The organism is Paraburkholderia sp. GAS82 (assembly GCF_050436285.1).
In the GTDB taxonomy this organism is placed as follows: Bacteria; Pseudomonadota; Gammaproteobacteria; order Burkholderiales; family Burkholderiaceae; genus Paraburkholderia; species Paraburkholderia phenazinium_B.
This window is the reverse complement of record NZ_JBNDLX010000001.1, coordinates 1,014,198-1,027,375: the sequence shown is the minus strand read 5'-3', so window position 1 is coordinate 1,027,375 and position 13,178 is coordinate 1,014,198. Positions and strand designations below refer to the sequence as shown.

The 13,178-nt window shown below is 61.8% G+C and carries 12 protein-coding genes; 2 read left to right on the top strand and 10 right to left on the bottom strand.

The genetic code is table 11. From position 1 onward, the window contains the following. Positions 1-169: 169 nt before the first annotated feature. Positions 170-442: a DUF4148 domain-containing protein gene (locus P3T17_RS04480; RefSeq protein ID WP_074264490.1), complete on the top strand. Its 273-nt coding sequence runs from the start codon at positions 170-172 to the stop codon at positions 440-442. A gap of 90 nt (positions 443-532) precedes the next feature. Next, positions 533-691 (top strand): hypothetical protein, encoded by a 159-nt coding sequence (locus P3T17_RS04475; RefSeq protein WP_167379385.1) that lies wholly within the window; start codon positions 533-535, stop codon positions 689-691. Between the two features lie 51 nt (positions 692-742). Here P3T17_RS04475 and P3T17_RS04470 read toward each other — a convergent pair whose 3' ends face one another. The 10 genes from P3T17_RS04470 to P3T17_RS04425 all read right to left on the bottom strand — a co-directional run bounded on the left by P3T17_RS04470 (position 743) and on the right by P3T17_RS04425 (position 12,939). Beyond that, positions 743-1,042 (bottom strand): DUF4148 domain-containing protein, encoded by a 300-nt coding sequence (locus P3T17_RS04470; RefSeq protein ID WP_429404936.1) that lies wholly within the window; start codon positions 1,040-1,042, stop codon positions 743-745. Positions 1,043-1,226: 184 nt separating this feature from the next. Next, positions 1,227-2,066, bottom strand: coding sequence for a heavy metal-binding domain-containing protein (locus tag P3T17_RS04465; RefSeq protein WP_429404934.1), 840 nt, complete (start codon positions 2,064-2,066; stop codon positions 1,227-1,229). Positions 2,067-2,090: 24 nt separating this feature from the next. Continuing rightward, positions 2,091-2,975: a heavy metal-binding domain-containing protein gene (locus P3T17_RS04460; protein WP_429404932.1), complete on the bottom strand. Its 885-nt coding sequence runs from the start codon at positions 2,973-2,975 to the stop codon at positions 2,091-2,093. 30 nt (positions 2,976-3,005) lie between these two features. Beyond that, a complete protein-coding gene (locus P3T17_RS04455) occupies positions 3,006-3,428 on the bottom strand; it encodes a hypothetical protein (RefSeq protein WP_429404931.1) in 423 nt (140 codons plus the stop codon). A gap of 1 nt (position 3,429) precedes the next feature. Continuing rightward, on the bottom strand, positions 3,430-4,998 hold the full coding sequence (locus P3T17_RS04450) for a toxic anion resistance protein (RefSeq protein WP_429404929.1): 1,569 nt from the start codon (positions 4,996-4,998) through the stop codon (positions 3,430-3,432). Beyond that, positions 4,965-6,242, bottom strand: coding sequence for an SEL1-like repeat protein (locus tag P3T17_RS04445; protein ID WP_429404927.1), 1,278 nt, complete (start codon positions 6,240-6,242; stop codon positions 4,965-4,967). The genes P3T17_RS04450 and P3T17_RS04445 overlap by 34 nt, the downstream gene beginning before the upstream one ends. 160 nt (positions 6,243-6,402) lie before the next feature. Next, on the bottom strand, positions 6,403-6,711 hold the full coding sequence (locus P3T17_RS04440; protein WP_429404925.1) for a hypothetical protein: 309 nt from the start codon (positions 6,709-6,711) through the stop codon (positions 6,403-6,405). A gap of 292 nt (positions 6,712-7,003) precedes the next feature. Beyond that, positions 7,004-8,284 carry an SEL1-like repeat protein gene (locus tag P3T17_RS04435; protein ID WP_429404923.1) on the bottom strand — a complete coding sequence of 427 codons (1,281 nt, stop codon included), beginning with the start codon at positions 8,282-8,284 and terminating at the stop codon, positions 7,004-7,006. A 3-nt stretch (positions 8,285-8,287) separates the two neighbouring features. Then, on the bottom strand, positions 8,288-10,294 hold the full coding sequence (locus tag P3T17_RS04430) for a phospholipase D-like domain-containing protein (protein WP_429404921.1): 2,007 nt from the start codon (positions 10,292-10,294) through the stop codon (positions 8,288-8,290). 2 nt (positions 10,295-10,296) lie between these two features. Beyond that, entirely contained in the window at positions 10,297-12,939 is a 2,643-nt protein-coding gene (locus P3T17_RS04425) for a type VI secretion system Vgr family protein (RefSeq protein ID WP_429404920.1), read from the bottom strand. Between the last annotated feature and the right edge of the window lie 239 nt (positions 12,940-13,178).

The window sequence follows — 13,178 nt, the reverse complement described above, 5'->3', positions numbered from 1 at the left end:
ACCCGCTGCGATAAATCGCCCGCTTTATTCTGTATCTAACCGGCAAACTCAGCGGCAAATACAGCGGCAAATGCAGCGGCAAATACAGCAGCAAACGCAGCAACAGGCGCAGCACACCTACGTTGTATCGCCGGGCCGCTTAAAGCCATATACGCATGGAGATGAAACGATGAAACTCATGACGCTCGCCGCATTAGCCGGCGTATTCGTAACCAGCGCAGCGTTTGCGCAAACGACCTCCTCGCCAAACGGCGCTCCCGCTAGCGATTCCAGCAGCGCCATGACGGTCGCTCAGCAACAGCCGCAAGACGGTCAATGGGTGGCGCCGTACGGTCAGCCGGTCGCCGGCAAGACGCGCGCCGAGGTTTATCAGGAACTCGTGCATGCCGAGCAGGATGGGCAACTCGCCTACCTCAACAAGACGGTCTACGCACACCATTAACGACGCTGATGTCCTCTCGCGGTTACGCATCGCGCTGCATCCAACGGGTGGGCCGGTGCGCGCGCACCTCTCTGTAAAACTGGCGGAACCATGAAACTACGAAGCTTGACCATCAAGATCGTGCGGCTAGCTGTTTTTGTCGCGGCTGGCGCGACGCTGTGCGGATGCGCATCGCTGCATCCATCGCCTAACGGACCCGGCGACTGCATGGGACCACCCGACTTCTGCCAGCCGTTCTTTGGCTCATAGACGGCTTGCAGGCGACGCATAGGGCCGCGTAGCGCGGCCCTATGCGTCGCATCAACCATTGATGTTGCCGCCACGATTACCGTGCATGCAATCGCGACGGTATTCGACCTGCAGCTTCTTCTCCGCCCGCTCGATTCTGTGCGGATAGTACGGATCGGCCGGGGCGGGCCGATAGCCGACGTCCTCGAGCTCCTTGAGGTTCTGCATGACTTGCGCGTGGGTGAGATCGCCCGCCGGTTGCACGAACGGATAATCGTTGCATTCCTGCGGCGTGAGTGTGGGTGCCGCCATTGCAGCGACGCTTGCGCTCATCAGAATGGTGGATGCGATGGCATGAAGATGCAGTTTCATGGTGCCTCCGGACAAGACGGACTATTAAAAGATTCAGGCTTCCCGATTGATAGAGGAGTCTTAACGATCCAGATGCTTCGACTCGTCCATCCACGATTGCCCGATGTCTTCAGAATAGCCCGGCGCCGCGTAAACGCGGACTCATCACCATGAAGATTGCTTCATGCAAACGTCACATTCCCCATCAGTCGTTCACTGACAACACAAGCGTGGGCGCAGGAATATCCTTTGCATCGATTTCCACATTTAACGGCGCCACGGCCGTTCCGATGGCGAAGAACTCGATCACATGGCTCTCCCAGCGATACGACTTCTCGTGGATCATCGTGCCGATCACCCCTTCGGCCCTGGCGGTTTGCGCTTCGATCTGCATGCGCTCGATCGCCAGTTCGCGTGCGCTGTAAATGGCCTGGGTGAACTGCTCCAGTTCGACGTTGCGGCCGGCCTGGTTGAACGCCTTCAGCATGCCGCGATGCGCGACGTGATACACGCAACTGCCCATGACGAGCTCGATAGGCCGGTAGCCGGAATTCAGCAGCGTGTAGAAGTCCTGACCTGACAGGTCCGAGGTGAACGGACCGCCGTCGTGAGCGCGAAAGCCTTTGGTGTCGTGATTGTGGACGACGCCTGTGCCGATCGCGACAAACTCCAGGATGTCCGCATCCCACTCGACGTGCTTGATCTCGAGGCGCACGCCCACAATGCCGTCCGCGCCCATGCCGCGGGCTTCCTCACGCATGCGCGACATCGCCAGCTCGCGAGCGTGGTACATCGCCTGGGACAGCACTTCCAGTTCCTGGTTCTTGTTCCACGAGCCGTACTGGATTCCAACGTGATAGATGCTGCTGCCCACGCACAGGCCGATCGGCTCGAAGCCGGCCTTGCGAACCAGCAGGAACTCGTTGACCGACAAGTCGGAGGTGAACACCGAGGTCGGATGGGCCGCGCTGCGCAGCCCCTGAAGGCGCGCCTTGGCGTTCGCGGGAAGCTGGGCGGTGACGTCTTGCATCGTGTTTTCAGGCATGTTTTTCCCTGAGGAGAAGAAGGTTCAGATACCGTCGCTATAGGCGTTGTGGTGCTCGGAAGTGGAACGCAGGTTGTCGCGCTTGTCGCTCAAGTCGAGCACGAATTCGATTTCTTGAGGTACGGGAACGCCGCGCGGGCAATCGACCACCGTGCCCATCACAATGTGCCGGCCCAGCAGCGGGTTATTCCTCGACTCGCTTTCCAGACGGATCAGCTGGCTAAACTGCAGTTGCGCAAGCACGCCCGAACCCTGGCGAGCCGCATCTGCGCGAAGATCGGCGTGAGCGTGGCGGCGGATCCGTTCCCAGAACGCCGTGGTCTGCAGCAAAGGCTGGTTGCCCCACCAGCCGCCACCGGTATCGAGCGGACCGTTGCTCCACTCGAAACGCGCGCCGACGGCAAGGCCCACCGGGATGATGCCCGCCTCCAGCAACTGCATGAATTCCAGCGCCGGTACGGTCGAGATGACGGGCTCGGTGCTCGGCGACAAGCCTTCGATACGCACCGCCGTGCCGACCAGCGAGTAATCCATGCTGTTTTCAAGGTACAGGTCGACGGTCACCATCCTGACGTCGATCACCGCGTTGGCGCCCAGCGCAACTGCTTCCGCCTGCAGGCGCTTGATGGCAGTGCGCCAACCCTGCGCGTGCCCTTCCGTCCACGAAAATCCGTAGTGCATCCAGCACGTTGCCGCGATCGGCGCGAGCATTCTCAGGCCATGGCTGCGTGCCAAGGCCATCTCTGGCGCGGTCAGCGTGGATACCCACGGCAGCGTGCCGCTTTTCGAATCCGCGAGACGCTGGTGCACCATGTTCGGCACGCCGTCAGCGTCGAAGAAATCCGGCGCCGGGCCGCGCGGCGTATTGGAGCTATTGCTGGAACCAAACAGCGAAGTCAGCCAACCCATCGGCATCTCCTGCGTAATTGTTCGAGTGGATCAGAGTGCGGCCAGCAGCTCGGCCATTGCGCGCGCCTTCTCGGTGCGTTCGTGGACCTGCGTCATCAGGCCAGCCATCCACATGTGAGGATCGATTTCGCGGGTCGACAGCACAACGCCTTTGACCTTCTTTTCGATCTCGGTCGCGAGGTGCCGGCCATCTCTGAGGCGCATGGTATAGGTCTCGTTGTCGAACGCCACTGAGACGCCGACAATTTCCTCAGTTTTCCGAAACAAACCGTGCCGGACGCGATGAACCTGCGAATGGTTCGGCAACGCCTCGGAGATAATCAACGCGAAGCGCGAGAGGAAGTCGGCGCGATCGGCTTCGGCGTGGCGCAGCCATGCGGCAGCAAGGTCGAAGCTCAAGGGCGACGAGCCCGCGGCGAGGCCGCCGTCAAGGTCGGATCTGGATTCGGACACGTCACGCTCCCGGCGGCGCGGCGAGCGCCTGGGCCTGCACCCCGCGCATGCCTTCTACCAGCTTGTTGCGCACTTCGATAAGCTTTTGCTCGCGCTCGCGATCTTGCGCGAGAACCTGCTGCTCGATCGCGAGCACTTCTTTCATCGTTTCGATCGACTGGGTTGCCGCTGCCGCCAACGATTCCAGGTTGCGCGGGTCGCCGCCCAGGCTGTGCGCGGCATCGACCGCCGCATCATGTGCGCCTTGCACCGCGAGCTCGGTGATCCGGCGGGCCGCCTCGTCGAGCTTTTCGCTTTCTTCACCAGCGCGACGCGTGTCGGCCTGCACCACGGCCTGCGCCGCCACGGCCATCAGGCGCGGAATCGTCACCATGATGCCGGTCGTGAGCTTGCTCACTCGCGTCTCGGCCGCCTTGCGGTTGGACGCAATCAAGGGAATCAGCGTCGCCGCGGAAATCATCGCTTCGCGAAGATCGCTGATCCTGCCGCGGAAATTGCCCAGCGTGTTGCGGTAGTCCATGGCGATGGCGGCGTCGCCTGCCGTATTGGTGCGCAAGGCCACCTGGCGCAGCTGTTCCGCTTCGCTGACGCCACGCTCCAATGCCAGTTGCATCGCGGCAATGCCGATCGACAGACTGCTGACACCCTGCCGCACTGCTTTCGACTGTTCGTCGAGTTGTTGAATCGTGATCATCAGATCAGCCTTGGCGCGCCGTGCGCGAGCCTCCTCCGCGTCCATCAGACCGAGAAACTGCTTGCGGTTCTCTTGGAACGTTTTGGCCGCGCTGTGCGCCACCTTGCCCAGGCGCCCCAGCTTGCTGAGGAAGCCGACGGCTTTGGGCGCAACTTCACGCGCCTCTTCCTGAAGCTCCTCGATACGCAGGATCTTGATGCCGTCGATCACAGCGGCAGCAATGCGACCGATCTCGCCCGCTTCACCCACGGTGGTATCGGCGAGCAGGCGGCGTGACGCGAGCGCGAGCGGCTGCAAGGCCGTATCGACGAAGCTTAGCGTGGTCGTGGTGTCGTCGAAGCGGATGCCGTCGGCCAGCTTCTGGGCGATCGCACGTTGTTCCGGCGCCAGCGAGGAGAGGTCGACCAGCCGCTCTGCGGGCGCCATCGGCGTCAGCACCTCGACGGGAAGACTGGAAGTGGCTGTAGCGGGCTCGGGCGTGACCTGCAATGCGCCGGCTTCAGCGGGCTCGTCTGCTGCGTTCAGGAAGGCCGCCAGATCCAGGGGCTGCTCGGTGGGTCTGGACGGGTCTTTTGAATTGGGATCGCTCATGGGAAGCCGGACGGTAATTAGGGTGGCGAATGAAGAAGCGCATAAAGAGGCAAATAACGTCCCCGATGGCCCAACAGCATAAACCCGAACCGGTCTGTCGAGAACAGGCTGTCGTGCAATAAATCGCCGGTGACGCGGGCTCTTCGCGGACTTGTCATGCCGGGGGTGCAGGCCGTCGCGCCCTGTCCGCGGTGCCAGCCGCAGCCAGGTGTGGTTGTCCGTGCCCTGGTACGCGTCACGCGTGCTGTGCGCTACGCATCGTGGATGTAAGCCTTGCGGATCCATTGCGCATCGGTACGATGTACGCGCATGTCTGGGAGCCAGTTCACGGCAGGGGTGGACAGGGGATCGTTAAGCGCGGGTTGCGGCATCGTCTCGTCTTTCCTGAAACGGCGCATAGTCTCGAGGCTATACATATCGAATGCCTCCGCACACCAGACGCCGTCCTGCGGACAGACATTGCCTCGGCTGACAAGCGTGCCCAACGGCACGCGCTCAGCCTTCGCACTTTTGACGGGTGCCACGGGAAGCCCTGTCGCTGGGTCGAGGTTCTTCTCGCGGGTCAGCTTTTCAACCAGCGCATCGGAGGGTTTCTGCGGCGGTACGGCTGCGGCCTGTTCCTTCTCCCACTGGAACGTGCCGTCCCACGACGGTAGTTTCGCGGGCGGCAATGGCACGATCTGGTCGACGTCGGGGACTTTCGGGTTCAGACCTTCGTTCCTGTCGAGGAATTTACGGATCGCTCTGTAGCGACGCGAGCGTTCGGGGTCGTTTGGGACAGCCAGATAATTCAGGCGATCGTCCGGTGGGGGGCCCTTGAAGCCGTCTTCAAGAAACGACGCAGCCATGCTGTTTCCCGCCATGACGCCTTGCTGGAAAGCCTTTACTGCTTCGGCGTAGAACTTGTCTACCGCACGACCAATAGCCATGGAGGTCGCGGCCTTGCCATGTCCCTGATCCGCTGAACACCGGTACATCTGCAGCGCAACCTCAGGTGCGGCGTCAACCGGGTCCAGTTTCTCCGCGAGGTAATACTGAGCGTCCGGACTGCCCAGATCCGCCGCCTTGCGGAAATAGCGCAACGCGGTCTCGCTGTTCTGCGTCAGCCCGTAACCGAGTTCGAGGTAGTGCGCGATGTCGTAGTAGCCGGCTGGCACGCCCTGTTTCACCAGTTGCACTGCCAGGTCGATCGTCTCTTTCGGTGCATCCGGAGAATCGGCCAGCCCCGTCGACACCAGCGCCTGAAGGTTGGTGTTGGCCTTGTAGTGATCGTGGGCCGCCGCGATCCGGTAATACCGTGCGATATCGTCGAAGTCCTTTGGGCCGTCCTGCTTCTGCAGCCAGCGGCCGTATCTGAACAGCTGGTCCGCTGCAGGATCGAGCGGCGGCAGGTGGTCGTCCTCGTGTACGCAGGTAAAGGCGAGATTCGCGCGTACGGCGCTCAGGTCAGGTAGCGAAGACAATGGATTCACCTTGGTACAGGCACAGACAAGACTCGCCAGCAGGGCGACAAGCATGCCTCGTCTCATGGGTCAATCCTCGTAAGCGTGTTTGAGAGAAGTGCGCAGGAAATCCGCAAGGAACGCCGACGGGGTGGCTTACTGCCCAGGTATCTGCTGTTTCCTGAAATGATCCGGCTCCATTGCTGATACGTAAGCGCCGCACCCACTGCCTTTCTGTCCTTCCGTCCTATGCACGGCGAGCAAAGGCCCAGCACCAGAACCGGTGCACCCGCGCGCTCAGAAGCAAGGGGACGGCCACCGCTCCACCTATCGCCACAGCCAAGAGCACTGGCAAGCCAAGCCCGTCGAACGCGACCAGGCCACCCGCCAAGGCCCCGCCGACCAGCGCCGACGCGAGCCGGCACGTGTTGACCCTGAACCGGCGGGGGCCGAGCAGGATCGATGCAATAAAGGCCAGCAGTACACAGCCTTCCATACTAAAGAGGAAAGTGACCAGGTCTTGCATCCAGATCGGCGCATGGATCATTGCCATCATTTTCAATTCCTCCCGTTTATTCGCGGACGCGAAAAGTTTCCACTGACATCGGACGAGCCCGATGTCCTACGCCAGATCAAGGTAAGCCGCCACGGTCCATGCCCTATCGGACGTGCAGGTGCGCATGCCAGGCAACCAGTCCAGTCACCGAATGAGACGGGGATTGTCCATGACGAGGTGCGGCATCGTCTCGCCCTTGCTGAAACGACGCGTTGCCTCGAGGCTATCCGACGCGTCAGCGCCGCCCGATAACTAAATGGCGGGCGGCGCATGTTCTCCCGGACTCACGCCTTTATGCCTCGTCGACGTATGCCTTGAGGCTCCATTCCTCATTGGTGCGGTAGACGCGCATACCGAGCAGCCAGTCCAGGCCAGGAATGGGACGGGGATCCTTCAGGGCGAGTGGCGGCATCTTCTCGCCTTTCCTGAAACGGCGCGTCGCGTCGTAGCTGACCGAAGCAAATCCCCGGACACACCACACGCCGTCCTGCGGGCAGACTTCGCCGGGGCGAACGAGCGTGCCTAGCGGCACGCGGCTCTCCAGCTCCTTTTCATGCGCGGTACTGACCCGAAGCCCTGTCGCCGGGTCGAGGCTCTTCTCGCGGGCCAGCCTTTCAACCAGCGCATCCGAGGGTTTCTGCGGCGGCACGGCTGCGGCCTGTTCCTTCTCCCACTGGAACGTGCCGTCCCACGGCGGCAGTTTCGCGGGCGGCAGTGGCACGATCTGGTCGACGTCGGGGACTTTCGGGTTCAGACCTTCGTTGCCGTCGAGGAATTTACGGATCAGTCTGTAGCGATGCGAGCGTTCGGGATCGCTCTGGACAGCCAGGTAGTTCAGGCGATCGTCCGGTGGGGGACCCTTGAAACCGTCTTCGAGAAACGACGCAGCCATGCTATTTCCCGCCACGACGCCCTGCTGGAAAGCCCTGAGTGCTTCGGCATAGAACTTGTCCGTCTTGCGATCAATCGCCAGGGAGGTCGCGGCCTTGCCATGCCCCTGATCCGCTGAGCACCGGTACATCTGCAGCGCAACCTCAGGTGCGGCGTCAATCGGATCCAGTTTCTCTGCGAGGTAATACTGCGCGTCCGGACTGCCCAGGTCCGCTGCCTTGCGGAAATAGCGCAACGCGGTCTCGCTATCCTGCTTCAGCCCGTAACCGAGTTCGAGGTAATGCGCGATGTCGTAGTAGCCGGCCGGCACGCCCTGTTTGACCAGTTGCACTGCCAGGTCGATCGTCTCTTTCGGTGCATCCGGAGAATCGGCCAGCCCCGTCGACACCAGCGCCTGAAGGTTGGTGTTGGCCTTGTAGTGATCATGCGCCGCCGCGATCCGGTAATACCGCGCGATATCGTCGAAGTCCTTCGGGCCGTCCTGCTTCTGCAGCCAGCGGCCGTATCTGAACAGCTGGTCCGCTGCAGGATCGAGCGGCGGCAGGTGGTCGTCCTCGTGTACGCAGGTAAAGGCGAGATTCGCGCGCACGGCGCTCATGCTGGGTAGTGAAGCCAAGGGGTTCTCCTTTGTACAGGCGCAGGCGAGGGCCGCCAGCAGGGCGACGAGCATGCCTGGTCTCATGGTTCAATCCTCGTAAGTGCGTGTGGGTGAGGTCCGCAGGAAGCCTACAAGGGACGCCATCGGCGCCAATTTCTTGTTCTGATTTTTGGTGTTCTGGGCAATGACCTTGCCCCATTGCTGATACGCCTCCGACACGTCATCCTGAGCACCCAGATTGTTCGTATGCAGCGCCCACATCTGTTTGCGCAGCGCGGACGTCAGGCCGCCATGCTCATGGCAGATATTCAGTTCGCTATCCACCTCCATGCTGCGCCGGTTGACATTGGCCGAGCCGTGCGTCGTAAACACGTCGTCGACGATCATCAGCTTCTGGTGGACATAGACGTAGTCCCACGCCTTGCCTGCAGGCGTGTCCGGTGCGACCAGGGTACAGACCAGCACCTTCATCCCCGGCATATCCTGCGGCGGCACCAGCTCTCCCTCCTTCGTCATGCCGTCCGGGCTCACGCTCGCCACCCGCCGTTTCTCCTGCCTCGTCTGCTCCAGCTGCTGCCCGATTTCCGCCTGCCGGAGCTGGCCGCCCTGCAGGTAATTCGCGAGCCCCTGCATCTGCGAGAAACCCGCGCCCTGCATCATCGCGCGCTGGCTGGCCGCCTGTTCGTCAGCAAGCTGCTTCTCCAGCGTCTGCTCCTGCTGCGTAAGCTGGTCGTTCTTCTCCAGTGTCTCGACCCCCGGCATCCGGTCGCCATATCCGAGCGCCGCGAGCATCTGGTAGCTGCTCACTGTCCCGCGGCCGATGCCGTCGTCGTTCGAGTTCGTGACCACGAACAGATACACCTCACCATGCTTCGCCGGGTTGCGCCCCCCCTTGATCTGCGCGTTGACGTTCTCCCGCAGCCTGTCGGCCACCGGCATGTAACGGAAATACTGGTTTTCGATGTACACGAATCTCGTCGTGTTGTTCACCGCCTGCAGGTACAGCGACGCGATGTCCTTCGTGCCGTCCTTGCCGTGCTGCGACTGCGTGCGAAGGATCTGCGCCATCACCGGCGTACCGTGATCCGGGCGCAGCTTCAGCCGGCAAGCCAGCGCCGCCCGCGCCTGGGTCAGGTTCTGCCCGGTCGCGTCGTCCCAGGCCTCGCAGAAATTCTCGTTCAGGTACTCGAGGACCGGACCCGTCACCTTCGCGGACATGTCCTGCCGCGGATGCAGGCCGTTGCGTCCCATTCGCGGCGCCTGCCGCTGCCAGGTGTGATCGTCCCGGTCCCAGTATTCATCCAGCGTGTTGTGCCCCATCACGAACCCGATGGCCCGCTCGGGAAGCTCGTAGTCGACAAGCACCATCTTCTGGTGATGCGAGGGTTCCGCCGTCATCGCCGCGGTGTTCCGCTCTCTCAGCGTGGGGTCGCCCGCCGGGCCGCTCATCCATGTGCGCCAGGCGATTTCGGCACGCTCCCTCAGATCGAAATCGCGCGTGGCGAATTCAATGTTTGCCAGCGGCCTGGGCGCACCCGGCAATGCGTTCAATGCCGCGGTCACCACCGATTTCGCTGCGGGGAACGGATTGGCCCTCGTCCCGGCCGACATCCGCGTGACATTGTTCCGGTTGGCCCGCCAGTACCAGAGCTGGTCGAATTCCCGCTGGGCGCGGGTGCGCCCGTCCTGTGCAGCCCCCGCCAGCCCGACTGGCCCGTGGTTGCCTGGCATCATGTCTTCCGAGAAGGACGCCACGTGCAGTGAGTCGCTCCAGACCAGCAGCCGGATCCTGATGTGAGGTTTTTCGAGGCCCTTGTATTCGAGCAGTTCACCGATCGACGGCGAACCCGCCGCGTCGCTGCCCCGTCTGAAATACATGGACGGCTGGAAACCCCAGCACAGGATATCGATGCTGTGCTCCGCGTTTCGTATGGCGTCGAACACCGCCGCGAAGGCCGTCTCGCCATTCACGAGCGGCAGGTACGTGGCCTGCGCGGGGTTGTATTCGGTGCGCTGCACGAACCATGGGGAGGTGAGCGTTGCGCTTCGCGTGCAGGAAAGCGCGAGCGGCGTGGTAGCGCTCTGCTGTTTCATGGTCAGGCGTCCGTATCAGGGTTGAGCAGCGGGTTGTAACTGGCGCGGTGTTCGGCGCGATCGACAGTACCGGACCTGGCGCCCGGCAGACCTTCATGAAAACGGATGCCCTGATTGGCCAGTGCGCCGTTGACGGCATCACCGCGATAATTCTCTGCAACCGGGATGTCATGCGTCACGCCATTAGCCTGTTGCAGCGTGTACTTATGCGTAGTGGGATGGTGATCGATCTGGATCAGGCCTGTTTCATCGAACACGCCCTGCTTCATCAATGAACCATCAGCAAAAAGCTTGTACGGCATGCCGGTTGGCACGGCCGTCCTTGCCGCCGGAGACCCAGCCACATCCAGGGTAAGCGGTATGGTCGGCAGACCGGCGAGCGCCGGGTGGTTCCGGTCCAGCGGCATGTTCAGCGACGCCTTGCTCTTCTTCTGCACCGTGATCGTCTTGAGGAACAGATCGCCAGGACCACCGAGGGTGATGCTACCGTCCTTCATCTGGACGAACGCACCACCGCATTCCAGGATGATCTCCTTTGCCGCCGCCAGGTTGACCTTTCCATTGACGCTGGCAAGGTCGAGATCTTTGTCCGCGATGAAAGACATCGGCCCATCTTGCGCCTGAATCTCGACCGGACCCTTTGCCGCAAAAATCCTGGCACCGAACTTCTGCGCGAACAGGGAAATCTTTTCGCCTGCTGCGACCGTGAAGCGTTTCAGCACGCTCCAGTCGGCGTTCTTCCCGGCTACAGCGTTGATGCTGTCCTGCACCGCAAACTGCACGCCGCCGGCCGCGACAACAGCCGCCGATGCCGGGGTGCTCATCAGCAGACCCGGCTTCTTCAGCCCGTCGAAGTCTTCCTTCATCTGCTTCTGCGCATCAGTGTCGGCAGGCTCGGCCTTGGCGCTTTGCGCCGATGCCGCCAGCGCCTTCGCAGTCGCCAGCGCGCTTTCCAGTTGCGCGATGGTTTCCTGCATGTCGAGCTGCTTCCCGCTCGCGCCTGGACGGTCATATGCCGTGACCATCATTCCCTTACCTGCGCGGCTCACTCCGTAACCGGATGTGCGAAGCTCATAGCCTTCGCCGCGCTTTTCCAGTTTGTTGTCAACCAGGTAGCCGAGATTCAGTTGCGATTTGCCCGAGTGCTCCGTGCTGAGCTTGACGCCTTCCTGGCCCGCCCAGTCCTCAAAGCGGATCTTGTTGTTCGCCTGGGTGCGGATCACATTCCGTGAGAGCCAGCGCCGGTCATTTGTCACCAGGTCGCGCGCCTGGCTGTGATGGTGGAACGCAACGATTTCGGGCTTGTCCGGGTCGCCGTCGCGGCAGGTAATCACGGCTTCGGCATCGTCCAGCGCCGGAAAGTGCATGCCGGTTTGCAGCTTGCCCGCGAACGGCTTTGCGAGGCGTAGCGGAACACTTTCTCCGCCGTTGGGCCACGTTTCGAAGTCCGCATCAAAACGCACCGTATAGTGGCCGTTTGCGGTTATGTATGCGTATTTGTAGGAGTCCGGGCTGGTGACGCGTGCGCTGAGCGTGCCGGTCACTTTGGCCCAGGTTTGCGTCTCAAGCCTGAGACGGAAGCGCCGGTCAGCGGGGATTGCCTTGTAGCTGTTCGAGTAGGGCGTATCGCGCGCGCCGCTGTGCGTGACCTCGACAATCAACTGGCCTTTGGGTGCATCGGGCAGAACAAGATCTGTTTCCAGCACGCGCCCCGGCTGCAGGTTCAGCACGTTGCTGTCGCCTTCAAAGACTACCTGCCAGGCGATGGCCGCTTCGTGGCGAAGCTGCGCTTCCCACTTCGCTCCCGCCTGGTCCAGGTGGTGAGTGCCATAAATATAGGACTGGCCGTAAGTGGTGGGATCGCTGGGCGCAATGTTGGACGTGTCGCGCAAACGCTCCCAGGCTTGCTCCGGGTTGTAATCCGCGACCATGAACGACTGCGGCACCGTCGCGGAGTGCGTCTTTATCGCCGTCACCGCCTCGACGCCGCACGCCTCAAGTCCCGTTGCTTCGCGGTACGGCACGACGCGTTGCGGTTCGTCGTAGATGTAATGATCTACGTCGTCCCCGAACACCACCTGGTCGCCGTATTCCGTCTCCTGGATATAGCTGTAGATGCCCGATTTCTCCTGCTGCATATGCGCATAATTCTGGTCGCTCATGCCGTGCTGCATGCGAAAAGCATGCTTCGGATACTGGCGGCGTAGCCGGAAACTGAACTGGTGCTCAAGCATTCCGTGACCGCGCAACATCTCCGCCAGAATCTCGGGCGTTGAACCATGCTGGAAGATCCTGTTTCGGGTTACTGCTGCCAGCCGCCCGAAATGCGACTGCAACACGACTTCATACTTGACGTAGTCCTTCGTGTTCTGGATCGTTGAGAAGCGCACGATGAAGCCGGAGAATTTCCGGGGTGGCCCATCGTCCGGCACGATGGCAAACGACGCGTCACGGCTCAGGTATTCGGAGCGCGCAAGCTGTTGCGGGTGGGTCAATACGATACGCACCTCGGTCGGTGCACCCATCTTCTCGGTGGCCTCGAACGACACCACAGAGAGCGCCGCCGCGCTGTCCGTACCGGGTACGTCAAGGTGGTACGCCTGTCGCCCCGGTAGGACCTGAAGTGCGCCCTGCAGGTCTGTCATTGGCCTGGCCTCCTTGCGATTGTTTGAGAGGCGCGGCCTGATTCAGCAGGACTACAAAGATTGGGAGGCCGCGATGCGGAGCTTATCTAGCTCCTAAGGGTTTTTACCCTGCGTGCCGCCCAAATTCGTGCGGAAAAGTCTGCAAATTGGTCGTTAAAAGTCGAAGCACTATTCGGCGCAGTGGGAGGCAGCGGCGGACGCACCCGCGGTGTTAGCGAACAAACCTTCAGCAAGGCGCG

Excerpts from the sequence above, each read along its gene's own strand:
- P3T17_RS04480 (WP_074264490.1), top strand. The coding sequence starts at position 170 with ATGAAACTCATGACGCTCGCCGCATTAGCCGGCGTATTCGTAACCAGC.
- P3T17_RS04475 (WP_167379385.1), top strand. The coding sequence starts at position 533 with ATGAAACTACGAAGCTTGACCATCAAGATCGTGCGGCTAGCTGTTTTT.
- P3T17_RS04470 (WP_429404936.1), bottom strand. The coding sequence starts at position 1,042 with ATGAAACTGCATCTTCATGCCATCGCATCCACCATTCTGATGAGCGCA.
- P3T17_RS04465 (WP_429404934.1), bottom strand. The coding sequence starts at position 2,066 with ATGCCTGAAAACACGATGCAAGACGTCACCGCCCAGCTTCCCGCGAAC.
- P3T17_RS04460 (WP_429404932.1), bottom strand. The coding sequence starts at position 2,975 with ATGGGTTGGCTGACTTCGCTGTTTGGTTCCAGCAATAGCTCCAATACG.
- P3T17_RS04450 (WP_429404929.1), bottom strand. The coding sequence starts at position 4,998 with ATGGATCCGCAAGGCTTACATCCACGATGCGTAGCGCACAGCACGCGT.
- P3T17_RS04445 (WP_429404927.1), bottom strand. The coding sequence starts at position 6,242 with ATGAGACGAGGCATGCTTGTCGCCCTGCTGGCGAGTCTTGTCTGTGCC.
- P3T17_RS04440 (WP_429404925.1), bottom strand. The coding sequence starts at position 6,711 with ATGATGGCAATGATCCATGCGCCGATCTGGATGCAAGACCTGGTCACT.
- P3T17_RS04435 (WP_429404923.1), bottom strand. The coding sequence starts at position 8,284 with ATGAGACCAGGCATGCTCGTCGCCCTGCTGGCGGCCCTCGCCTGCGCC.
- P3T17_RS04430 (WP_429404921.1), bottom strand. The coding sequence starts at position 10,294 with ATGAAACAGCAGAGCGCTACCACGCCGCTCGCGCTTTCCTGCACGCGA.
- P3T17_RS04425 (WP_429404920.1), bottom strand. The coding sequence starts at position 12,939 with ATGACAGACCTGCAGGGCGCACTTCAGGTCCTACCGGGGCGACAGGCG.